At 53.6% G+C, this 24,520-nt stretch carries 11 protein-coding genes; 10 read left to right on the forward strand and 1 reads right to left on the reverse strand.

Going from position 1 to position 24,520, the window contains the following annotated elements:
* Window positions 1–26 precede the first annotated feature (26 nt).
* From RHM61_RS13315 to RHM61_RS13340, 6 genes are all read left to right on the forward strand, one after another.
* On the forward strand, window positions 27–12,389 hold the full coding sequence (locus RHM61_RS13315) for a hemagglutinin repeat-containing protein (RefSeq protein ID WP_322247789.1): 12,363 nt from the start codon (window positions 27–29) through the stop codon (window positions 12,387–12,389).
* 729 nt (window positions 12,390–13,118) lie between these two features.
* Entirely contained in the window at window positions 13,119–16,172 is a 3,054-nt protein-coding gene (locus RHM61_RS13320; RefSeq protein ID WP_322247790.1) for a hemagglutinin repeat-containing protein, read from the forward strand.
* Window positions 16,173–16,437: 265 nt separating this feature from the next.
* Window positions 16,438–18,519 (forward strand): hypothetical protein, encoded by a 2,082-nt coding sequence (locus RHM61_RS13325; protein WP_322247791.1) that lies wholly within the window; start codon window positions 16,438–16,440, stop codon window positions 18,517–18,519.
* A complete protein-coding gene (locus RHM61_RS13330; protein WP_322247792.1) occupies window positions 18,516–18,782 on the forward strand; it encodes a hypothetical protein in 267 nt (88 codons plus the stop codon). Before RHM61_RS13325 ends, RHM61_RS13330 begins: the two co-directional genes overlap by 4 nt.
* A 292-nt stretch (window positions 18,783–19,074) precedes the next feature.
* A complete protein-coding gene (locus RHM61_RS13335) occupies window positions 19,075–19,374 on the forward strand; it encodes a hypothetical protein (protein WP_322247793.1) in 300 nt (99 codons plus the stop codon).
* A gap of 28 nt (window positions 19,375–19,402) precedes the next feature.
* The gene (locus RHM61_RS13340) at window positions 19,403–20,194 is read left to right on the forward strand and encodes a hypothetical protein (RefSeq protein ID WP_322247794.1); all 792 of its coding nucleotides are present in this window, start codon (window positions 19,403–19,405) and stop codon (window positions 20,192–20,194) included.
* 189 nt (window positions 20,195–20,383) lie between these two features.
* Here the strand turns inward: RHM61_RS13340 and RHM61_RS13345 are convergent, their stop codons facing one another.
* A complete protein-coding gene (locus RHM61_RS13345; RefSeq protein WP_322247795.1) occupies window positions 20,384–21,109 on the reverse strand; it encodes a hypothetical protein in 726 nt (241 codons plus the stop codon).
* 67 nt (window positions 21,110–21,176) lie between these two features.
* Between RHM61_RS13345 and RHM61_RS13350 the strand changes: the two genes are divergently transcribed.
* The 4 genes from RHM61_RS13350 (at window position 21,177) to RHM61_RS13365 (ending at window position 24,514) form a co-directional block, all read left to right on the forward strand.
* Window positions 21,177–21,344, forward strand: a complete 168-nt coding sequence (locus RHM61_RS13350; RefSeq protein ID WP_322247796.1) for a hypothetical protein — start codon at window positions 21,177–21,179, stop codon at window positions 21,342–21,344.
* A 40-nt stretch (window positions 21,345–21,384) separates the two neighbouring features.
* Window positions 21,385–22,260 (forward strand): alpha/beta fold hydrolase, encoded by an 876-nt coding sequence (locus RHM61_RS13355; RefSeq protein WP_322247797.1) that lies wholly within the window; start codon window positions 21,385–21,387, stop codon window positions 22,258–22,260.
* Window positions 22,261–22,418: 158 nt separating this feature from the next.
* A complete protein-coding gene (locus RHM61_RS13360; protein ID WP_322247798.1) occupies window positions 22,419–23,120 on the forward strand; it encodes an ABC transporter ATP-binding protein in 702 nt (233 codons plus the stop codon).
* Window positions 23,117–24,514, forward strand: a complete 1,398-nt coding sequence (locus tag RHM61_RS13365; protein ID WP_322247799.1) for an ABC transporter permease — start codon at window positions 23,117–23,119, stop codon at window positions 24,512–24,514. Before RHM61_RS13360 ends, RHM61_RS13365 begins: the two co-directional genes overlap by 4 nt.
* The last annotated feature ends 6 nt before the right edge of the window (window positions 24,515–24,520 follow it).

Raw genomic sequence — 24,520 nt, forward strand, 5'->3', positions numbered from 1 at the left:
GTCAACTCGATTTGGATTTTTAAAAAATGAATAAGCGTCAATTCCGTCTGGTATTTAATAAACATCGTGGCATTCTCATGGCTGTCGCAGAATTTGTCAGCGGTGCCGGTAAATCTGCGCAAGCGAAGCCAGCCTCGTCCGCCTTGGCTGCTGCCTCATTTGCCGTCGATGGGGTTGATGACGCTGCGGAAGTTCCAACACGACGCAATGTCAGCATGCTGCTGGCATTGCTACAAGCTGGCCTGGTTCATGTGATCAAGGCCGCCTCCGTGCTGACGGCAAGCGCCGTGCTGACGCTGGCGCACGCCGATATCGTGGCGGATAAAGCTGCACCAAAAAATCAACAAGCAATCATACTGACGACGCCTAACGGTTTGCCATCAGTGAATATACAAACCCCGAGCGCAGCCGGGGTCTCGCGCAATACGTATAGTCAATTCGATGTCGGCAATAAGGGTGCGGTACTCAATAACAGTCACACTGCAGTGACAACGCAGCAGGGCGGTTGGGTGCAGGCGAACCCGTATCTGGCCAAGGGCAGCGCGCGCATTATCTTAAATGAAGTCAACAGCACCAACCCCAGCTTACTCAATGGCTATGTCGAGGTGGCCGGGAGTAAGGCGCAAGTCATCATCGCCAACCCCATGGGTATCAGTTGCAACGGCTGTGGCTTCATCAATGCCAATCGCGTGACCCTGACTTCCGGGACGCCGCTGCTGCAAGGCGGTGATTTGCTCGGCTATCAAGTCAATGGTGGGGTGTTGGATTTTTCCGGTAAAGGGTTAGATTCCAGTCAAAGCAATTATACCGATCTGATCGCGCGCGCCGTCAATACCAACGGCATCATCTGGGCGAAAAACCTCAACGTCATCAGCGGCAGCAATCAAGTTAAGGTCGATAACGCACAGCTCGATGGTGATGGCTATATCGCACAAGTCGTCAACAATGGCGGCAGCGCCGCTGCCGGCAATCTTACGCCGAATTTTGCGGTCGATGTCGCGGCATTGGGCGGCATGTATGCCGGAAAAATTCATCTGCTTGGAACCGAAGCCGGTGTCGGCGTCAGAAACGCCGGCGAAATCGGTGCCAGCGCCGGCGCCGTACACATCGATGTCAACGGCATGATCAGCAACAGCGGCACGCTCGTTGCCAGCGGTGCCGGGAATACCCTGACATTAAAGTCCAAAGGTTTGAGTAATGCCGGCACCATTTCGGCGCAAGACAATCTGACTGTGCTCACTCAGGGTGAGATGCATAACAGCGGCCTCGTCAGTGCTGCGCGCGAATTGAACATCAGTAGCAGCGGCCAATTGAGTAACCAAGGTAGTCTGAGCGGCCAGCGTTTGGCGATCAATGCAAGCGGGCTCAGCAATATCAAAGGGCTGATACAACAGAGCGGCAGCCAAGGCTTGAACGTGAGCGCGCAAGCGCTGGACAATAGCGCCGCTGGCTTGATCGGTAATCTGCCGCTTAGTGCCATTAATGGCAGCACCGCTGGCAGCGGCGCTGGCAATGCCAGCGCTGCACAGAATACTATGGCCGCACCAAGCAGTGCCGCCGCTGCCGGAGCACTGACCATCACACCGGCGCTGCCAGAGGCGTTGGCACATGGGCTGATTGCGATTTCCGGTAAGCTCGTCAATCAGGCCGGCACCATCAGCGGCAATGGAACGGTAGACCTCAGTGCCAGCGATAGCTTACACAACAGTGCAGTGTTGAATCTTGGTACGCTCAATTTCAGCGGCACGCAATGGAGTAATATCGACGGTAAGATCAATGTAGACCAAGCCAGCATCAAGACCCATAGTTTCGATAATTCGCATGGCCAATTTGTGGCGGCGCAAGCATTGCAGCTTGATGCCCATGATCTAATGAACCAACAAGGTAGCTTGCAACAAATCGGCAGCGCTGATTTAAGCATCGCCTTGCAAGGTAATTTGGATAATACCTCCGGTCATATTCAAACGAATGCCTCGAATCTCAATTTAACGGCGCAATCCATAAATAACAGCAATGGCCAGATACAGCATGCCGGCAGCGGCACGCTGGCGCTCACCGCGCATACGCTCAGTGGTGCCGGCGGTGCGCTGGCCAGCGCCGGCTTGCTCGATATCGCAGCACAGAGCGTCACGCTCGATGGTGGCACGAGCGTCGCCAAACAAGTCAACATCAACAGTGCAACGCTCAGTAACCGCGGCGGCAGCGTGCAACAAACCGGTACTGATAGTGCTCACATTACAGCCAGCACCGTATTGGATAATAGCGGCGGCAGCATCGCCACGAACGGCCATACAGAAATTAAGGTTGGCGATATCAACAACCAGGGCGGCAGCATACGCGCCGCCGGTAACTCGGACATCACACTCACCGCCAGCGGCGCGCTGGATAACAGCGCGCTCGCTAGTGTTGCGAGCGCCGTGCAAGCAGGCGGGGCGCTGACGATTAACGCGGCCAGCCTGAACAATCACGCAGCACACATCACCGCCGGGCAGGGCTTGACGCTGAACACGCACAGCACGAAAGCCGGCATCGACAATAGCAGTGGGCGATTAGCCGGCGATACGGGCGTTCAGATCAATTCAGCCGCCGATATCAACAATAGCCAAGCACGCATAGAATCGGCCGCAGATGCCACGCAGGTGGTGGCTGCCGCTGCGCTCAATAATACTGAGGGCGTGCTGCTGGCACAGAACGATATCAGCCTGCAAGCAGCGACGCTCAATAACCGCAGCGGACAAATCAGTGGTGCCAATACCGGCATCCACACGCAAGCGAATCTCGACAATCGCGGCACTGGCCTGATTAACGCACAACACGATTTGCATATCGATGGCGGCGCATTAGATAACCAAGGCACACTGCAAGCAGGTAAAGACCTCGCGCTCAATACCACTGGCAGTATCAATAACAGTGGCACTATTTATGCCCAACACAGCAGCATCAGCACACAGGCCGACCTGAACAACAGCGGCATGCTGGCAGCCGCGGCAAACAATTCCGTCGCCGCTACCGGTGCGAACAGCCGGATCAATAATACGGCCAGCGGTACCTTGGCAGCTGGTTTACTGGCCGACGGCAGCCTCGGTACGGCCGGTGACTTATCTGTATCTACGACGCTTGGCATGAATGGGGCCGGCCAACACGTATCAGCCGGTGATCAGCATATCAGCGCGAAAACGCTGGATTTAAGCGGCAGTCGCAACAGCGGAAAAAATCTCAGCTACACCGCCAGCCAAGGCGATCTTAACTTGGCCCATGCCACGGTGAATGCCAGTTCGAGCTTGAGCGCTCAATCTACCCAGGTACTGAACTTCGATGCCGCCCAGATCACAGCAGGGCAATTAGCACTGGCCGCGCACGATCTATCGAATGTTGCTGGATCGCTGATGCAAACCGGCAGTGGTGACACCCGCATAGACCTGGCCGGTAGCCTTAATAATACGCAGGGTACAATCGCCGTCAACAGTAATAACTTCAGTGTGACGGCCGCAACACTGATCAATACCGCAGCGAATGGTCAACAAGGAAAAATACAACATACCGGCACCGGTACGCTGGCTCTGCATGCAAACCAAGTGCTTGGTAGCGGCGGACTGATACAAACGAATAATGTCCTGGACATGCAGGCAGACAGTGCCACGCTCGATGGTGGCACGAGCGTCGCCAAACAAGTCAACATCAACAGTGCAACGCTCAGTAACCGCGGCGGCAGCGTGCAACAAACCGGTACTGATAGTGCTCACATTACAGCCAGCACCGTATTGGATAATAGCGGCGGCAGCATCGCCACGAACGGCCATACAGAAATTAAGGTTGGCGATATCAACAACCAGGGCGGCAGCATACGCGCCGCCGGTAACTCGGATATCACACTCACCGCCAGCGGCGCGCTGGATAACAGCGCGCTCGCTAGTGTTGCGAGCGCCGTGCAAGCAGGTGGGGCGCTGACGATTAACGCGGCCAGCCTGAACAATCACGCAGCACACATCACCGCCGGGCAGGGCTTGACGCTGAACACGCACAGCACGAAAGCCGGCATCGACAATAGCAGTGGGCGATTAGCCGGCGATACGGGCGTTCAGATCAATTCAGCCGCCGATATCAACAATAGCCAAGCACGCATAGAATCGGCCGCAGGTGCCACGCAGGTGGTGGCTGCCGCTGCGCTCAATAATACTGAGGGCGTGCTGCTGGCACAGAACGATATCAGCCTGCAAGCAGCGACGCTCAATAACCGCAGCGGACAAATCAGTGGTGCCAATACCGGCATCCACACGCAAGCGAATCTCGACAATCGCGGCACTGGCCTGATTAACGCACAACACGATTTGCATATCGATGGCGGCGCATTAGATAACCAAGGCACACTGCAAGCAGGTAAAGACCTCGCGCTCAATACCACTGGCAGTATCAATAACAGTGGCACTATTTATGCCCAACAAAGCAGCAGCATCAGCACACAGGCCGACCTGAACAACAGCGGCATGCTGGCAGCCGCGGCAAACAATTCCGTCGCCGCTACCGGTGCGAACAGCCGGATCAATAATACGGCCAGCGGTACCTTGGAAGCTGGTTTATTGGCCGACGGCAGCCTCGGTACGGCCGGTGACTTATCTGTATCTGCGACGCTTGGCATGAATGGGGCCGGCCAACACGTATCAGCCGGTGATCAGCATATCAGCGCGAAAACGCTGGATTTAAGCGGCAGTCGCAACAGCGGAAAAAATCTCAGCTACACCGCCAGCCAAGGCGATCTTAACTTGGCCCATGCCACGGTGAATGCCAGTTCGAGCTTGAGCGCTCAATCTACCCAGGTACTGAACTTCGATGCCGCCCAGATCACAGCAGGGCAATTAGCACTGGCCGCGCACGATCTATCGAATGTTGCTGGATCGCTGATGCAAACCGGCAGTGGTGACACCCGCATAGACCTGGCCGGTAGCCTTAATAATACGCAGGGTACAATCGCCGTCAACAGTAATAACTTCAGTGTGACGGCCGCAACACTGATCAATACCGCAGCGAATGGTCAACAAGGAAAAATACAACATACCGGCACCGGTACGCTGGCTCTGCATGCAAACCAAGTGCTTGGTAGCGGCGGACTGATACAAACGAATAATGTCCTGGACATGCAGGCAGACAGTGCCACGCTCGATGGCGGCACGAGCGTCGCCAAACAAGTCAACATCAACAGTGCAACGCTCAGTAACCGCGGCGGCAGCGTGCAACAAACCGGTACTGATAGTGCTCACATTACAGCCAGCACCGTATTGGATAATAGCGGCGGCAGCATCGCCACGAACGGCCATACAGAAATTAAGGTTGGCGATATCAACAACCAGGGCGGCAGCATACGCGCCGCCGGTAACTCGGATATCACACTCACCGCCAGCGGCGCGCTGGATAACAGCGCGCTCGCTAGTGTTGCGAGCGCCGTGCAAGCAGGTGGGGCGCTGACGATTAACGCGGCCAGCCTGAACAATCACGCAGCACACATCACCGCCGGGCAGGGCTTGATGCTGAACACGCACAGCACGAAAGCCGGCATCGACAATAGCGCGGGCATGATCGCCTCCAACCAAGATGTAACTCTGCATGCAGCCCAGATCAATAACGCCAGCGGTTCAATCGGCAGCGCCAACGGTGCTATTACTCTGTTCTCCACGGATGTCAGCATGAATAACGCAGCCGGCACCGTCATCGCTGCACAAGCATTCAAGCTGACGGCGCAAGGCTTGGATAACCGTGGCGGCACTTTGCAAGCCAACACACTGTCCGTGAACACGCAACAACAAGCGCTCGACAATTCGCATGGCACCATCCTCAGCACTGCGAATGCGAATTTACAAACAGGTGCCTTGCTTAATGATGCGGGCTTACTACAAGCCGGTGCGGACTTGTTGATCAATACGCATGGCTTATCGTTATCTAATATTAACAGCGGTAGCACGCAAGGCATTTTGTCGCAAGGCGCGCTCAATATTGTGGCCGGCGACTTCAATAACCAAACCGGTTCGGTCGGCGCCTCGGGTAATGTCGCAGTGCAGAGTCAGTCCTTAGGCAATCAGCATGGCAACATCAGCGGCGCCGCGGCCATCTCACTCACTGCCACACAGCTCGACAACCAACAGGGGCGTATCGAAGCGCTGGGCCAAATCGATGCCGCAGCCAGTACGACGATTAATAATCAGCTTGGTTTGATACGCTCAGCGCTGACGGCAAACTTAAACGCCGCAACGATAGATAACAGCCAGACCGCGGGCGACGAGCACGGCATACAAGCTGGCTCGGTCAGCTTGCGCGCCGATCAAATCAATAATATGCATGGCCAGATTCTGGCCGATCATGCGCTGGCGCTGACCGGCAGCGCTGCGCTCAATAACAGCCAAGGCGTGATTTCTTCATCCGGCAGCTTGACGATTAAGGATAGCCAAGCTGCTGAGAATAGCAATGTCGCGCAAAAAACTCTGGCAATCAGCAACACCGGGGGCCGCATCGCAGCCGGCACCGATTTGCGCATAGACAGCCAGAGTTTGAGCGGTGATGGCAGTGTGGTTTCTCATGGCGATTTAAGCACCAAGCTGACCAGCGATTACACCAATAACGGTCAATGGCAAGCCGGCGGCAATGCCAGCCTGGTGACTACCGGGCGTGTCGTTAATCACATGGCATTGCAAGCTGGTGCAGACTTACAGGTACAGGCGGCCCAGCTTGATAACTTGGTATCAGGTCAAATCATCGGCGCCAACACGGAATTGGATGCCGGTAGCAGCTTGACGAATCGTGGCTTGATCGATGGCGCTCATACTTATATCAATGCGACGACGGTGAACAATATCGGCAGCGGCCGTATTTATGGTGACCAGATCGCCATCGGCACGCAAACCCTCAACAATGATGCGGAAACCGTTAACGGCACCACGGCAGCAGCCGTCATCGCGGCCCGCAATCAGCTCGATATTGGTGCTGCAGCCATCAATAATCGTGAACACGCTTTGCTCTTCAGTGCAGGTAATATGGCTATCGGCGGTGCGCTCGATGCCAATCATGCAGCGACCGCGGCAAAGGGGCAGTTGCAAGTGGGAGCGCTCAGTAATGCCAGCGCGACGATTGAAGCCTTGGGTAATTTGAGCTTGAACGCCAACCACGTCAGCAATAGCAATGAACACTTCAGTACGCAAACGGCGCAGGTTTCTACCGAAGCGATGGAACTGTATCAACTTGCTGATCATGGTGACCACCATCCTCATGATCTGATCACGCGCTACACCCGTGATCAAGTAGAACTTTGGCACGATAGTGATGGTGTGGAAATGATGACGGCGCTTGCAACCGGCGAGTTCAGTGATGCGCGCAATGAATACCGGTTCAATCGCACGATCGCGGAGACCCAGGTTGTCAGTTCAGACCCAGGCCAGATTCTGTCGGGTGGTGCGATGACAATTGCTGCCAACTCTGTCCTCAACGATAAAAGCAAAATTATCGCCGGCGGTACGTTAGAGCACGATATTCAAAATTTAAAAAACCAAGGTGCGGAAGGAAAAAAGATTACGACGGATGTTGGCAATGCTATCCATTACTATCGTATCTATTTGTCAGGCAAGGATCGCTCCGGTAAAACAAACTCGCATTATGCACCGGCACCTGTTGAAAACACCATCAGCTTGGCCGCATCAGTATTTAAAGACCACAGCAGCGTCACCGGAACAGGAATCCAGCTTGCATCGCTGGCTACCAGCAGCGTTGATCAGTCAATAAGCGGGGCAGGAAGTGCGCAGGTGGCACTCAATGATGCGAGCAAGGAACAGAGCCACACAAAGCTGGCCGATCTGCATGCCACCGATGCGCGCGCAATTGATGCCGTCAGTGCTGCTGCGGTCGATACGCAAACTGCCGCGCTGAATCAGCTGAATGCGGCGGCACTGACCCAAGCCGGCAGCGTCGCCATCACGGCGGCAGCGCAGCTCAATGCTGTCAACGCGGCTGCTGTCGACATCCCGGCGCAAGCCGTCAGCCAAGCTGCTGCTGCCGGCGCTGAACAAGCGGGCAGTGTGGCAGCGACCAGCGCTGCGGCCCCAGCAACGCTGGTGCATACCATCACGCCCAACATCACACTGCCGACTAACAGTTTGTTTCATACCAATCCGCAAGCAAACAATCACTACTTAGTCGCTACCGATCCGCAGTTTGTTAATTATCGTACTTGGCTTTCCAGTGATTACCTGCTCAATGCCTCAGGCCATGACCCGGCATTACAGATGAAACGCTTGGGTGATGGTTTTTATGAGCAAAGCTTGATTCGTGATCAAATTACTCAACTCACCGGTCGCCGCTTCGTCGCTGGTTACGACAATGATGAAGCCGGCTATATGGCCTTGATGAGCAACGGTGCCAGCTTCGCCAAAAAATTCCAAATCAGCCTGGGCGTTGCCCTCGACGCGACACAGATGGCGCAACTGACCAGCGATATTGTTTGGTTAGTATCAAAAACAGTGCGCTTACCAGATGGCAGCAGTACCGAGGTCTTGGTACCGCAAGTGTATGTGCGCCTGCAACCGGGCGACATCAGCAGCACCGGTGCCCTGATCTCAGGAGCGAGCGTCGATATCAAGGCGACTGGCTCAGTCGACAACTCCGGCAGCATCGCCGGCCGTACCGCTGTTGCGATCACGGCCGACCAGATCAATAACCTTGGCGGCCGTATCCATGCCAATCAGACCGCGCTCAATGCTAAAACCGATATCAATAATATCGGCGGCAGCATCAGCGCCAAAGACAGTCTGCGCGTCCATGCCGAGCGCGACCTCAATGTCATCACCACCACCAGCACACAAAGCAATGCCCAAGGCAGTGTTACGCACGTTGACCGCGTCGCCGGTTTGTATGTCGATAATCCCCATGGACTATTAATCGCCAGCGCCGGCAAAGATCTGCAGTTAACTGCAGCCCAAATCAGCAATGCCGGCGCAAAATCTGAAACCAGCCTCAGCGCCGGCCACAAGCTGGTCTCAGATACCGTCAGCACCGCCGAACAAAACCGCATCGTTTGGGATAATGCCAACTACCTCGAGCAAGGCAGCACCCAAGAAGTCGGGACACAAATTAATACCGCCGGCAATCTTGTCTTAAGTGCCCAGCAAGATATGTCACTCAAGGCCGCCAACATCCACAGCGATACCGGTAATATCACCGCCATCGCCGCTAATAACATCGACATCAGCAACGGCGTCGCCACACAAAATCTTAATTCCGCCAGCAAATCAAGCTCGCACGGTTGGCTCTCAAGTTCCACCACAACAACACACAACAGCATCAAGCAAACTGATGTTATCGCCAGCAGCTTAAGCGGCGACAGCGTAAATGTATTAGCTGGTTACAGTGCTAATGCCAATGGTGAATTGATTAAAAATGCCAGCGGCAACCTGACAGTCAGCGGCAGCCAGATCGTCGCCACCAACGATGTCAACCTGATGGCCGCCAACGACGTCACGATCCAAGCGGCAGCAAGCACCCAACAAAATACCACATCACAACAAAAGACAGAATCCGGCCTGTTCGGCGGCGGTGGCGGCATAGGCTTTACCATAGGCAGCCGTGAGCAAGCGGGCAGCGATGCCAACAATAAGCTCAGCCAAGTCGCCAGCGTGGTAGGCAGTACAGGAGCTAAGGTCAACATCCAGGCCGGTAACCGCTACAGCCAAATCGGCAGCGATGTACTGGCCGCCCAAGGCGACGTTCAAATCTTAGCTAACAAGGTCAATATCAGCGCCGCCACCGACACCACACAAGCCAAACAAACCCAGCACAGCAAACAAAGCGGCCTGAGCGTTGCACTCAGTAACCCCGTGCTCAGTGCCGCCAACAGCGTGCAACAAATGGGCCAAGCCCAAAGCCAAGTCAGCGACCCACGCTTAAAAACCTTGGCCGCCGCCAGCGCCGCCTTGGCCGTCAAACAAGCTGCCGCCAGCGTCGCCAGTGATCCCAACAGCGCTGGTGGCATCCACGTCAGCATCAGTGTAGGCAGTAGTCAAAGCAGCAGCACCAGCGAACAAAGCAGCCAACTGGCCGCTGCCAGCCGCGTGCAAGCCGGTGGTAATGTCGCCATCGTCGCCAGCGGTGATCCAGCGCAGAAGGATGCTAACAGCGCCGGCAACATCACCATCAGCGGCAGCCACCTCAACGCCGGCGGCCACGCCGCCCTGATAGCCGATGGTGATATCACGCTGCAATCAGCGCAAAACAGCAGCCAACAAAGCAGCAGCAACCACAGTAGCAGCGCCTCACTCGGCGTTGGCCTCGGCATCGGCGGCACGAACAGCGGTTTCACCGTCACGGCCAACGCCAGTCAGGGCAAAGGCCAAGGCAATGGCAGTGACATAAGCCACAGCAACAGCAGCATCAGCGCCGGCAAACAGTTACTGATTTCATCGGGTGGCGATACCACACTCGCCGGTGCCGTCGCCAGCGCCGAAAGAATCAGCGCCGAGATCGGTGGCAACCTGCACATCGCCAGCCAACAAGACACGAGTGACTACAACAGCACACAGCACAGCGCTGGCATCGGCATCGCCATCCCTATTGGTGCCGGCACCGGCAGTGTCAGCGGCCACCTCAGTAACAGCAAGGTCGACAGCCAGTATGCCAGCGTTGGACAACAATCCGGCATGTTAGCCGGTGACGGTGGTTTTACTGTTCAGGTCGGCGGTAAAACCGAACTCACGGGTGCCGTGATTGCCAGTACCGCGCAAGCGCTTGAACAAGGGCTGAACAGTTTTAACAGCGCCAATGGTTTGGTGATGAATGATATGCAAAACCAAGCAGCATTTAGCGCACACAGCATGAGTGCCAGCGGTGGCGTCGGCACGCTGCCAGCGGGGAACCAAGGTACGGCCGTCGGTTTGGGTCTGGCTGGGGGAAATGCGCAGAGCGTTAGCCTAAGCGGGATTTCCGGCATCGCAGGAAACACCAGCATCACCAGCGATGCCGCACAAACCGGCATTGCAGCGATATTCAATGCCCAGCAAGTGCAGCAAACTATCAACGCGCAAACGCAGATCACAGCAGCGGCCAGCCAGCAAGCACCGCAGGCCGTGGCCAGTTATGCAGAGAGCCAGCAAACTGCTTTGCGCGAACAAGCGAAAAACGAAAACGATCCGATCAAACGCGCCGAGCTACAAAGCGAAGCCGATAAGTGGAACGAAGGCGGTGTTAATCGCGCGAAGCTACACCTCGTCACCGGTGCATTAAGCGGCGGAATTGGTGGCGCACTTGGTGCCGGCGCGGCGGCACTGGCGGCACCCATGCTTGAGCAGGTTCAGACAAACATGGCTCAGCAATTGAGCGATGCCGGTCTCGCGCCTGACCTTGCGAACATGGCGGCGCAAGCGATTGCGACCGGGGCTGCGGCCGGTATCGGCGGTGCGGCAGGTGGCGTATCAGGTGCGGGCATGGGCTTGGTGGTGGATGCGAATAATCGGCAGTTAGATCAGCTTGAAAAAAAATACATCACCGATAATGCCGAGCGCTACGCTGTACGCAAAGGTATTTCAGTGCAGCAGGCAAAAGAGGAATTGACGGAACAAGCACGTCGTCAGACGCAGACAGGCTCGCCCGGCACCTGGGATAAGAGTGCCTCTGCTTTCTTGAAAGAGGCTGGCACACAACTCCTGCCGCCAGATACCAATGGCAATCCGGGCTATATGTTTTTTTCGATGGGAGCGCCAAAGAAAGACGCGACAATTTACGCCAACGGACAAAGCGCCGCGGATCTGCACATGCCTTCGGCTGCGGCCATCGCGGTGGGTTCAAAGTACGAACAGGACATGGTGCAGCAAATAGGTGGTGCCACACTTGCTGCACCGGTTGTGGCAGGGTTGATGCTGGCAACACCGATTGCATCGACGATAGGAGGTGCTGGTATTTATGCCGGAATAGGAGCTGCTACAGGTGGAGGTATGGATGCCGCTGGTCAGTATGCGCAGAGTGGGCAAATTAGACCAGTGCAGTCATTATTTGCTGCAGGGGTTGGAGTGATCACTGCGCCATTAGGTGCAGCAACGGGATTTATCAATAACACAATATTAGGAGGCGCAGGTGGAATAATAAATACTAGTTTCAACAATGCTTACTACGGAGAAATAAATAGCAGTATCTATAGCGGAGCGATAGGAGCATTAGGAGGGGCCGGGGGGTATTTACTTGGATGGGGAGTAACTCAAGGAACTGCAGCGTTTAGTCGGCCTATGATTTACCCTAATCTCAATCCGCACATTCCCGCCCTGTTTCAAGGTGTTAAAAACCCTTTACCAGGTTTTATGGGCGCAACTGCAGGCTCAGTTGCTGGAGGGACTTCATCCTTCGTACCCGGAAAAGAGGTTCCAAAATGAATTTCGATAAACTTGAATTTTTAATTACTAATGATGGGTGGAAAGGAATTTTTACGAGAATTATTGGAATTTTTTGTATTTATTTTTTTTTAGTTTTTCTCCCTGACATGGTTGGATGGATATCGATCCATTTTGGAACATATCCTCTTTCAGTTCAGCAGCTTGATAAACAGAAATCGATGCTCTATATCTTTAAAATGGTAATTTCTATTTTGTGCTTTTTTGAGGTGAAAAATATATTTTTCCTCATTAAAAAAAAGAAAAAATAAATTATTTATAACATGGTCTTGGTGGTTGATATGAATGATCAGCGGTAAGTCAAGTGCTATTGGTAGCTCAGCTTATTGCCATTACTGATTTAATTGGTGACGTGTGGGAATGTTTAGTGAAATGAAAAAAGAGACAATGTGTCGCAACCGAATCGTTAATAAATATTTTAAAAATGCGCGCCATATTTTCGGCATCGAAAAATGCATACGAAACTAAATTTCGTTCTCCGATACCAAAGCAAACAGAAATAAAGTGCGTGAACATATTCATTCGATGGGCAAATTCACTTACATTTTTCTGTTTTAAAAATTTTTAAATACAAACACAACGACGCAGCAGAATTTTTTTCTAATGAAGAGACGATTCTGAATAACGCGATGCGAGGAGTTTGAAATAGTGCATCGCTTTTTTTACATTAACAAGTCGTCGAAGTCTTAGTATTCGAGGAGTAATATTTCTATGCTCAACCAAGAAATAATTTCACGCAAAAAATCTTGTATAAAATGTTTTCTACTCTGTACGAAAGTCAACAACTCCGGCACCATCGTCGGGCGCAGCGCCTTTGCCATCAATGCTGACAAGATCAATAAGCTCGGTGTTCGTATCTATGCCGGTCGCGACCTCGCCCTCGCCGCCGGCCATGATCTGCGCATACAAAGCGCGCAGAACAGCAGCAGCACGAGTCTACATAGCGAACAACAACAAAGCGGCCTGTTCGCCAGTTCTAGCGGCATCACCCTGGGATCACAAGCGAGCCAGCACACCAACAGCAGCACCACCCTCAGCCAGCAAGCCAGCACCGTTGGCAGCACCGGCGGCACCGTCACCCTCAGCGCCGGCAATCAGTACACCCAAAGCGCCAGCCACGTCCTCGCCGCCGGCACCGGCGACGTTCAAATCTTAGCTAAAAACGTAACCCTCAGCGCCGCCAGCGACACCATGCAAGCGAGTCAGAGTAGCCACAGCCAGCAAAGCGGTCTGAGCCTTTCCATCAGCAACCCCGTGCTCAGCGCGGCCAACAGCGTACAACAAATGGGCCAAGCCGCCAGCCAAGTCAGCGATCCGCGTTTGCAAGCGCTGGCCGCCGCCAGTGCCGCCCTGGCCGTTAAACAAGCGGCCAGCAGCGTTGCCAATAATCCCGGCAGCGCCGGCGGCATCCAGATCGGTATCAGTCTGGGCAGTAGCCAAAGCAGCAGCCAAAGCCAACAAAGCAGCCAACAGGCGGCCGCCAGCACGGTGCAAGCCGGTGGCAATGTCGTTATCGTTGCCAGTGCCGATCCAGCTAAAAAGGACGGCAACATCGCCATCAGCGGCAGCCACCTCAGCGCCGGCGGCCACGCCGCCCTGATTGCCGATGGCGATATCACGCTGCAATCAGCGCAAAACAGCAGCCAACAAAGCAGCAGCAACCACAGTAGCAGCGCCTCACTCGGCGTTGGCCTCGGCATCGGCGGCACGAACAGCGGTTTCACCGTCACGGCCAACGCCAGTCAGGGCAAAGGCCAAGGCAATGGCAGTGACATAAGCCACAGCAACAGCAGCATCAGCGCCGGCAAACAGTTACTGATTTCATCGGGTGGCGATACCACACTCGCCGGTGCCGTCGCCAGCGCCGAAAGAATCAGCGCCGAGATCGGTGGCAACCTGCACATCGCCAGCCAACAAGACACGAGTGACTACAACAGCACACAGCACAGCGCTGGCATCGGCATCGCCATCCCTATTGGTGCCGGCACCGGCAGTGTCAGCGGCCACCTCAGTAACAGCAAGGTCGACAGCCAGTATGCCAGCGTTGGACAACAATCCGGCATGTTAGCCGGTGACGGTGGGTTTACTGTTCAGGTCGGCGGTAAAACCGAACTCACGGGTGCCGTGATTGCCAGTACCGCGCAAGCGCTTGAACAAGGGCTGAACAGTTTTAACAGCGCCAATGGTTTGGTGATGAACGATATGCAAAACCAAGCAGCATTTAGCGCACACAGCATGAGTGCCAGCGGTGGCGTCGGCACGCTGCCAGCGGGGAACCAAGGTACGGCCCTCGGTTTGGGTCTGGCTGGGGGAAATGCGCAGAGCGTTAGCCTAAGCGGGATTTCCGGCATCGCAGGAAACACCAGCATCACCAGCGATGCCGCACAAACCGGCATTGCAGCGATATTCAATGCCCAGCAAGTGCAGCAAACTATCAACGCGCAAACGCAGATCACAGCAGCGGCCAGCCAGCAAGCACCGCAGGCCGTGGCCAGTTATGCAGAGAGCCAGCAAACTGCTTTGCGCGAACAAGCGAAAAACGAAAACGATCCGATCAAACGCGCCGAGCTACAAAGCGAAGCCGATAAGTGGAACGAAGGCGGTGTTAATCGCGCGAAGCTACACCTAGTCACCGGTGCATTAAGCGGCGGAATTGGTGGCGCACTTGGTGCCGGCGCGGCGGCACTGGCGGCACCGATGCTTGAGCAGGTTCAGAGCAGTATGGCTGAACAACTCACCGGAGCCGGTCTCGCGCCTGGCCTTGCGAACATGGCGGCGCAAGCGATTGCGACCGGGGCTGCGGCCGGTATCGGTGGCGCCGCTGGCGGAGGCATGGCTGGTGCGAGTATGGGCTTGGTGGTGGATGCGAATAATCGGCAGTTGCATCCGACAGAAATCGCGATCATTAAAAAAAATGCCGCACGTTTCGCAAAAAAGCTCTATAACACAGATGATCCGATGCCAGGACAAGTGGAAGGTGCATTAGCCTTACTCGCCAATACGGCACAGACCCTTGTCGATAATAATTTGGGTTACACCGTACCTTATTCCGCCCAAGCCGAAGCATTTTTGCATACATTACAAACTGAATACGCGGGGACGACTCCGAATGTATCGATTGGTGGTGGGCAGTTTTTGTTCCATGCGACTCCTGAACAAATTAATTCGCCGCATATCAATTCCGACAGCGTCGATAAGGAAATTGCTGGCATCATTATAAAAAATCCGATTAAATCGCCGTCGTCAGTTGAAAATACCAATGAGAAACGTGATCCAGCTACTAATCTGGTACTGGACGAAAAGGGCAGATACAGCCAACGAATCACTGTCGATGGCAAGCCGTTTGAACCAAAATATTTCCCTTGTCCTGTTGCCTCAGCGGGTTGCAGTGGTCAGAATTTGGATATGGCGGATGCGCAGACTGCGGCGTATGTTAAAGCGCTCGATAAGAAGGTTCTTAATGATATAGGGACGGCGTCGACGTTGGTGACGATTGCGAATCCGGTTGGAGTGGCGGGAGTTGTTGCTGGAACGGTTGGAACTTTATCAAGCTTAGCAGATGGGATATTAAACGATGAGTTCGGATCTGCTTTAACAAAAGAAATTTTAGCAGCATCAGCAACAAAATATCTGAAAGCTGTTTATGGATTGTCAGAAGCTGTGTCAAATAGAATAACTGCAGTAGTCGATTTAAGTGGTGGTTGGCAAGCTTTTATAGATCGGGCTAAAGAAACCAAGGTGCCAGATAATTCAGGAGGGAGATAGTGAAATTTCAAAAAATGATTTTAATAATTTGCTACCTTGTTTTGATTTTAGGTTGTATTCGGTTTGTGCAGCGATTGCTCGACGATAAGTATACGAATTTGTGGGTTATTTTCATAGGAGAAATTTGGCTTATTTGGGCGGTGCTTGCATTTAAATACAATAAGGATATGCCTGGGGTCGGTCCATATAGTTATGAAAATGGAACAAATCAATTTGCGCGTACAGTATTGCTAATTGTTATATTGGCATCTGCCGTGGCATCCATATGTACATAGCCGGCATCGCCATCCCTATTGGTGCCGGCGCCGGCAGCGTCAGCGGCCACCTCAGTAACAGCAAGATCGACAGCCAGTATGCCAGCGTTGGACAACAATCCGGCATGTTAGCCGGTGACGGTGGGTTTACTGTTCAGGTCGGCGGTAAAACCGAACTCACGGGTGCCGTGATTGCCAGTACCGCGCAAGCGCTTGAACAAGGGCTGAACAGTTTTAACAGCGCCAATGGTTTGGTGATAAACGATATGCAAAACCAAGCAGCATTTAGCGCACACAGCATGAGTGCCAGCGGTGGCGTCGGTACGCTGCCGGCGGGGAACCAAGGTACGGCTGCAGGCTTGGGTCTGGCTGGGGGAAATGCGCAGAGCGTCAGCCAGAGCGGGATTTCCGGCATAGCTGGAAACACCAGCATCACCAGCGATGCCGCGCAAACCGGCATTGCAGCGATATTCAATGCCCAGCAAGTGCAGCAGACTATCAACGCGCAAACGCAGATCACAGCGGCGGCCAGCCAGCAAGCACCGCAGGCCGTGGCGAGTTATGCAGAGAGCCAGCAAACTGCTTTGCGCGAACAAGCGAAAAACGAAAACGATCCGATCAAACGCGCCGAGCTACAAAGCGAAGCCGATAAGTGGAACGAAGGCGGTGTTAATCGCGCGAAGCTACACCTCGTCACCGGTGCATTAAGCGGCGGAATTGGTGGCGCACTTGGTGCCGGCGCGGCGGCACTGGCGGCACCCATGCTTGAGCAGGTTCAGAGCAGTATGGCTGAACAACTCACCGGAGCCGGTCTCTCACTTGGTCTGGCGAACATGGCGGCGCAAGCGATTGCGACCGGGGCTGCGGCCGGTATCGGTGGCGCGGCAGGTGGAGGTATGGCTGGTGCGGGAATGGGCTTGGTGGTCGATGCGAATAATCGGCAGTTGCATCCTGATGAAACTGCAAAACTCAAACAACTTCAGCAAGGTAAAACCCAAGAAGAGCGACAACGGCTTACCGACGCAGCATGTGCGATGGTACATTGTTCCGCAGGAGTTCCAGATAGTGATCCCTATAAAACGGCACTGGCCGCATCCGAACAACGTGGGCAACAATACACGGCTGAACAGAGTCAGTTGAAAATTACCGGCCTGTTCTCTTACGAACGTTTAGACCCATTCGTTGATACCGTCGATCGTTATCAAATTCCAAATCGAACGGTCGGTGCAGTGCAAGGCGTCATGGGATCTGCGGCTGCGGCAAGTGCATTGACGGCAGGATGTGCAACTGTCGTTGGTTGCGGTCTTGGCGCGACGGTTGCAGGTACCAGCCTGGATTATTCGCATGCCGGGTTTCAGCAACTGGTCAGCGGCAATGCAACGCCAACCTATGGCGAGCAAGCATTGCAAAGTTTGGGATTGAGTCCACAGGCTGCGGCATCGATGTATGGTGCTGTTAATCTTGGAGCGACGGTTGGCACTGTGGTACTGGCGAATCAGGCTGGTATCAAGTTGACGCAAGCTAATACGTTGGCGCAGGCGAGTTATAAGGAGTTTAATCCCAATGGGATTAAAGTGACTCCTGAGATTATGCAGGCACCGCAAGCACAGGCTCTCATCAAGGAAATTCAGGCCGGCAACCCTAATCTCCCTTCAAATGCAGTAGAAAGATTCGCTAAAGAATATCTTGAGTCAGGGACATTCTTACCACAAGCCGGGATTGCCACTTCAGGCAGCACGTTAGTCAAAGTTGTACCAAAGGGCGATGGCGTGTCATCTAACAGCGGATATTGGCTGAGTCCTCAGCAAGCGCAAGCCGTTGCCACCATGACGCCAGATCAAGCTGGCAAGGTGCTTGGATTACCAGCGGCACAGGCGGCTAACATGCTTAGAAATGGTGTGGATTTTTATGCTATTACGCCTAAACCGGGCGTTACACCAAATGTTTTTGTGTCTAGTGTAGCCAATACGTCGCAAGGAGCAGTCTCCATGCCCGGTGGGGCGCAACAGATAATTGTGCCGAACCGTACACAATGGACAGTGCCTGTGCCCGTGAATCCGTTCAAATTACTATCTGCAACAGGAGGATCGTGATGAAGAAAGAGAGAGATCTTCAAGCAAAGGCTCGGGTGTTGCGTACTTTACTTGAAAAATATGCCATTTCAGATTCAGACGTAAAAGAGGCTTATGAATGGATTAAGTCTCTTCTTGATGAGGCTGAAGCTGGTCAAATCAATGAGCCGATGAAATTCCCCTATGGTTGGATATTTTTCAGAGGAGAAAATAATCTGCCAGCTTATCCGGACTTGTGCGGTGCTGCTGCTGATTTTGCAGATGTGCTTGAAAAAATTAGATGAGTCCCCAACAAGCACAGGCGGTTGCATTAAGGACGCCAGAGCAGGCAGGGAAAGTGCTCGGTCTACCAGCAACGCAAGCGGCCAACATACTTAAAAACGACGTGGATTTCTATGCGATCACGCCCAAGTCTGGCACAACACCGACGGTATTCGTGTCGAGCGTAGCGAATACAACGCAAGGTAAGGTAACGATGCCGGGGACTGCACAGCAAGTCATTGTGCCGAATCGCACGCAGTGGACACCCCCCGCGCCGGTCAATCCCTTCACGTTGCGTAGCGCAGGAGGCGGCTAATGGACAAGGTAAAAAATCTGCAAGAGAAGGCGCGAGTACTGCGTGAACTACTGGAACGATATGCCAAGGTTGATGACGATGCAGAAAGGTTATTGGGCTGGTTAATGCCACTGTTCATAAAAATAGAAAAGGGCCGGGTTGTTCCACCTCAAGGATATGAGCACCATATGGCACTTGGAAAAGAGCCTGAGTTTTATGAGCGCCATAAGGACGTTTATTCTGCGGAGTCTAATTTCATATCTGTATTAGAAGATTGGGAATCTCAAGATTGGTATCAAAAACTTAAAACAGGAAAATAACATGTGCCGATCAGGAGTAATTTCCTCCATGGACATGGCGGCGCAAGCGATTGCGACCGGGGCTGCGGCAGGTATCGGTGGCGCGGCAGGTGGCGCGGCAGGTGGCGTATCAGGTGCGGGCATGGGCTTGGTGGTGGATGCGAATAATCGGCAGTTGCATTCAGAAGAAAAAATCCTAGCCAAACATCTGGCAAAACAAAGCAACGGCAAATATACACAAGCACAGATTGAAGATCAGATGCGCGGGATGTCGATGAAAATAAATGGTGTCACCGAAGCTGGAACGCCTGATGTCATTATTGGTACCAATCTTGGCGATGGCACGTGGCTAAAAGCCGGAACAACGTCAGACGGGCAGCCAATATTTATGCAACAAATTTCAACGGAAGATACCGCGTTGCGCACTTATATTGTGAATAATACGACGCACGGTGAAATACCAAGCTCAATCACGTATGGTGCAACCTATATCGCTCCGTCTTACAGCAATACAGCGATACCGTTACCGATGCCAATAGCCAACTGTGCGACGGCAGAATGTGCTGCAGGAGTACTGCCTAACAGACCGCTGAGCCAGACTGAAATCGATACGATGAAAAGTGGAACAGCGGATTTTGCGGCTAGTGTTTCTAATCAGGCAGGTCAATTTAGTGCTTATGCAACGGCATATGGTGCCTATCTGGCGTCGCAACCGAACGCAGTTTTGCAAGCGGGTGCGCTGACTCAGTATGGAATGGCAGGAACTGCAACCATAGTCGGATTTGGGGCTAGCGCTATTGAGCAGTTGTTGCGACCCCCTCTGTGTCAGGATAGTTGGTAAGTTGCCGATTTCGGCATTTTCTAACCATCACGGCGGCAGGATTAATACATGTCTCGCATACCAAACGAACGGATTCCCCTTCCATTGTCAGCATGTCGAAGCAGGAAGGCATTTCTGAAGCCGACAGCAGTTGAAAAAAGTCCTGCCAAAGAAATGAATTTTGGCAGGACTTTTTTTCAAGCTAGTATTTCAATCAAATTTCATCATCAAGGAGCTCACTATCCCACCCCAGAAAAATGACACTGGCTTTATTGCGCCATCAGATGTCAGTGAATACACTTCCACATCATCATAGAAGTGGTTTTTGTGTGTGATCGTAAATATGGCGGTGTTCGGGGTACTTCCTGCCGTGACGGCATAGCTAGCCGCGCTCATTTGAGACGTGTATTGCAGCGTAGTGCTGTCGTGGCTGTCTGTATTGAAAAAGGGCCCGCTATCGCCGATACGTACGGTCTGAGGAATATGCTGTGCTGAAAATACTCGATATTCGCCAATTTCATAATTGACACCCAAAGGAACTCCATTGGCTGCAGAATAATATTGGCTGTTCGAATGACCCTGATCAATGCAGGGACCGCTGGTAAAGTCGAACCTGAATGTTTGAATTGAACGTAGTGCGTCAACCGGGTTTCCCGGTGAAATATAAAATACGCTGCCTGCCGTGGCCGGCGTGAGAACATAACTGCCCTTGCCGGCGCATTCGTTTTCTCCAATTAAATTGAGCGCGAATGTCGTGTTGATTCCATTTTTTACCATTGCTGTATAAGCTTTGAGAAAAGGAAATTCCACTCCAGTCGCTGTGGCAGTTGCGGCTGTTTCGGTGGTTGCGGCGTCAGTGGCGCTGCTGCTGCTGCCACCACAAGCAGATAATAATAGTGCCAAACCGGCAAAGATATAAGAATGAGTAGTTTTCATGGAATGAAGTTTAAATCGGGGAAAATTTGAAGCGCAGGTTGGATGTAGATAATCGGCAGAAGTTCCTGTGCATGAGGCGGCTGTTTCCGCCAACGACATGTTGATTGTTACCCGCAAGTCAAGTCAATTACGTATCCACCCAGTCGCTCAATTCGTCATTTCCGCCTGCGCGAAAATGACGAATCAACGGCTTGATGGTGCTGCTTTTTTTGCGAATCAGCGCAAGCGCTGGTGACACGCTATGATGTGTCTCTTTTAAAATAATTTAGCCAACGATGAGCTCTGCTGCCAGCCTTAAGCCACAACGTGTCGAATTTTTTTGCCAAGATGGGGTCGCCTTGGCGGGCCATTTTTTTAGCGCCGGCGGGGTGGACAAGGGTTTGCCAGTGTTGATTTGTCCGGCTACCGGTGTGAAACAACATTTTTACCTGCGCTTTGCCGCTTGGTTGGCGAATCAGGGGCATGCAGTGTTGGTGTTCGATTACCGTGGCATTGGATTGTCTTTGTCGGGGCCGCTGAAAAACAGCCGTGCCAGTTTGACGCAGTGGGGTCAGCAAGACCAAGTCGCCGCGTTGACATTTTTAATCGAACGCAGTGGCAGTGCCCAGGCAGTCTTGGTCGGGCACAGCGCCGGCGGACAAATGATGGGATTGATGTCGAATCATGCGCAGCTTGCACGCGTGGTTGGGGTAGCGATTTCCAGTGGTTGGTTTTCCGGTATGCGGGCAGCCTTCGCGCGCCAAGCCCGTTTCGGTTTGCGCGTGGTGATGCCGCTTGCCAGCGCCGTACTTGGCTATGCGCCGGCGGCTTGGCTCGGGCTGGGCGAGAATTTGCCGCGTGCGGTGGGGCGTCAGTGGGGGCAGTGGTGTGCTGCCGGTGGTTATGCCAGTAATGCGGTAGTGGGCAAGCCGGAGCAGGATTTTCATGCGCAGATACGGATGCCGGTGACGGCTTTTTATGCGCAAGATGATGATATCGCTAATGCCGTTACGGTTGCTGACTTACTGCGTACCTTCCCAAATGCGAATAAGCAGGCTGTCTGTGTCGAGCCAGCCCAGTTCGGCCTGGCTGCCTTGGGTCATATCGATTGGTTCCGCAGTTCGCACCAGGCGGTGTGGCCTTTGTTGGCGGCGGCCGTGCGCGGTGAGTAAGCCGCTTTGTGGTTAACAAAAAACATCAAAGCGCGATGTATCTCTGTATTTTTGCGATTTGCTTGACCCTGACGTAAGGGGTGAGTTTATGATCAAGCTCTGATGGTCGTCGGTCAATTTGACTGCTGCGTGGCAGTTTTACATTTTTTGGAGCGAGTATGTACCCAGTCGAATTGCGGCAGGTTAATCGGATTTATCATCTCGACGCCGTCGATGTGCCGGCGCTCAGTGATATTGATTTACAAATTCGCCCGAATTGTTTTACCGTCATTTCCGGGCCTTCCGGCAGTGGCAAGACCACCTTACTCAATCTGATCGGTTGCATAGACCGTGCCGACAGTGGTGAAGTCGTCGTCGCTGGTCAGGCGGTGCATACCATGTCGGACAATGCCTTGTCGGATTTTCGTGCGCGCCATCTTGGCTTCATTTTTCAGAATTTTAATTTGCTGCCGGTCTTGAGCGCTTATGAAAACGTTGAATACCCGCTGATTCTGGCCCAAGTGCCGGCGGCGCGGCGGCGCGAGCGGGTGCGCAGTTTGCTCGATGCGGTCGGCTTGTCGGATCGGGCGCAGAACCGCCCCGGTCAATTGTCGGGCGGGCAGCGGCAGCGCGTGGCGATTGCGCGCGCCTTGGCGATCGAACCGAAACTGGTGCTGGCCGATGAGCCGACGGCTAATCTCGATAGCCAAACCGGCGCGGCCATCATCACCTTGATGCGCAAGATGCAGCGCGAGCATCAGGTGGCCTTTGTGTTTTCTTCGCATGATCCTTTGGTGCAGGCGGAAGCCGATGACACCGTTTTTATCCGCGATGGTCGCATCATTGGCATCGAACGTAAAACTGAGGAGGCTGTTGCATGAGTACTTTTTCGCTTGCCCTGCGTAACTTGCTGCGGAATCGCCGCCGTTCCTTAACCACCTTGTTGGCGATGGTGATAGGGTTATCGGCGATTTTGCTGTTCGGTGGTTATCGCTCGAATATCACCTATGGTATGGAAACCGGTTTCATTCAAGCCAGCGGTCATTTACAAATTCAGCATCAAAATTATTTTCTCGATGGCGGTGATAATCCTACTGCGTATGGGATTGCCGAATATCAGAAAATCATCGAGGTACTACGTCATGATGCCGTGCTCGCACCGATGCTGACGACGGTTACGCCGACCTTGCAACTGGGCGGTTTGGCTGGCAATTTTGCCGCCGGTGTGTCACGCTCGGTGATGGCGGTTGGTGTCGTGGTGGCAGAGCGGAATCGCATGACGCTGTGGAATGACTATCAAATGACCAGTTACGCCAAGCCTTTACCGCTCGATGGCAGCAGCGCCGATGCGGTGGTGATCGGGGAAGGGGTGGCGCGTAAGCTCAAATTGTGCCAAGCGCTGAAGGTACCCAATTGTGTGCAAGCCGCTGGCTCGACTGCTGCCGTCAGCACTGGCGCGGCAGATGCGCCGGCCGATATCGCTGCCTTGTCGGCACTGGCTCAGGGCGATGTTGCAGTCGAAAGCGGCACGCGCATAGAAATGCTGGCCGCTACCGCACATGGCGCACCCAATGTCGCCAGCCTTAACGTGGTCGCAGCGAAAAACATCGGTATCAAAGCACTCGACGACGTGTATCTGGCCATGCACCTGGCGCAAGCGCAGCGTTTGATTTACGGTTCAACCGCGCCGCAGGTGACGGCGATTCAAATTCAATTGCAACACACGGCGCAACTGGAGCGGGCCAGAGCGCGTCTGCAGACTTTATTGGATCAGCAGTTTCATGATCAACCCTTGGAAATTCTCGATTTCAAAGTGCTTAATCCCATGTATGGGCAGACTGCGCAATTCATGAATTCGATTTTCGGCTTCATTGCTACCTTAATTGCCGTGATCGTTTTGTTTACCATCGGGAACACCATGAGCACGGCGGTGGTGGAGCGCACGGTTGAAATCGGCACCTTACGCGCGCTCGGTTTGCGCCGTTCGGGTTTGCGTCGCTTGTTTTTATTTGAAGGTATTTTGCTCGGCTTGTTCGGTGCGGCGCTTGGCTTGTTATGCGCGCTGGGCATCGCCTATCTGATCAATCACAGCGGTTTGTCGTGGACGCCGCCCGGCTATTCGTATGCCTATTTGATCATGGTGCGTGTCTGGCAAGATCCGGCCTTGTTGGCCGGCAGTGTGATCGGTTTGGTATCGGTGACCGTGATTTCAGCTTGGTGGCCGGCTAACCGCGCCTCCAAAATGTTGATTGTCGATGCATTGCGCCACGTTTAAAGAAAA

Source organism: Undibacterium sp. CCC3.4, from assembly GCF_034347425.1.
Lineage (GTDB): Bacteria > Pseudomonadota > Gammaproteobacteria > Burkholderiales > Burkholderiaceae_D > Undibacterium.

Excerpts from the sequence above, each read along its gene's own strand:
- RHM61_RS13315 (WP_322247789.1), top strand. The coding sequence starts at position 27 with ATGAATAAGCGTCAATTCCGTCTGGTATTTAATAAACATCGTGGCATT.
- RHM61_RS13320 (WP_322247790.1), top strand. The coding sequence starts at position 13,119 with ATGCTCAACCAAGAAATAATTTCACGCAAAAAATCTTGTATAAAATGT.
- RHM61_RS13325 (WP_322247791.1), top strand. The coding sequence starts at position 16,438 with ATGTACATAGCCGGCATCGCCATCCCTATTGGTGCCGGCGCCGGCAGC.
- RHM61_RS13335 (WP_322247793.1), top strand. The coding sequence starts at position 19,075 with ATGGACAAGGTAAAAAATCTGCAAGAGAAGGCGCGAGTACTGCGTGAA.
- RHM61_RS13340 (WP_322247794.1), top strand. The coding sequence starts at position 19,403 with ATGGACATGGCGGCGCAAGCGATTGCGACCGGGGCTGCGGCAGGTATC.
- RHM61_RS13345 (WP_322247795.1), bottom strand. The coding sequence starts at position 21,109 with ATGAAAACTACTCATTCTTATATCTTTGCCGGTTTGGCACTATTATTA.
- RHM61_RS13355 (WP_322247797.1), top strand. The coding sequence starts at position 21,385 with ATGAGCTCTGCTGCCAGCCTTAAGCCACAACGTGTCGAATTTTTTTGC.
- RHM61_RS13360 (WP_322247798.1), top strand. The coding sequence starts at position 22,419 with ATGTACCCAGTCGAATTGCGGCAGGTTAATCGGATTTATCATCTCGAC.
- RHM61_RS13365 (WP_322247799.1), top strand. The coding sequence starts at position 23,117 with ATGAGTACTTTTTCGCTTGCCCTGCGTAACTTGCTGCGGAATCGCCGC.